At 70.7% G+C, this 232-nt stretch carries 1 pseudogene; it reads left to right on the top strand.

The features are described 5' to 3' along the window. Window positions 1-48: 48 nt before the first annotated feature. Window positions 49-232 (top strand): annotated as a pseudogene (locus tag ACQG3P_RS24885) (cytochrome c1); the annotation flags it as partial.

Here is a 232-nt window from a genome sequence, read left to right as displayed (position 1 = left end):
CCCAGCCGCCCGCTGGGCTGGAACACCGCGCTTTTCCCCAAAGCCTCCATGCCCAACCCGCTGTGGGAAATGCAGTGCCTTCAGCACGCCGTGCACGGCAAGCCGGAAGCGCCGGGTGCGGACGCGCCGGTGACAGCCCTCACGATGGGACAACCCGGAAACGACGACCCGGCCCCGGGCGACCAGGCGGAGCGGGCCCTCACCCACTTCCAGCACGAGGCGGGAGAACCAG

It is taken from the genome of Stenotrophomonas sp. SrG (assembly GCF_050031795.1).
Classification (GTDB): domain Bacteria; phylum Pseudomonadota; class Gammaproteobacteria; order Xanthomonadales; family Xanthomonadaceae; genus Stenotrophomonas; species Stenotrophomonas rhizophila_A.
This window is presented reverse-complemented; position numbering and strand designations above follow the sequence as displayed.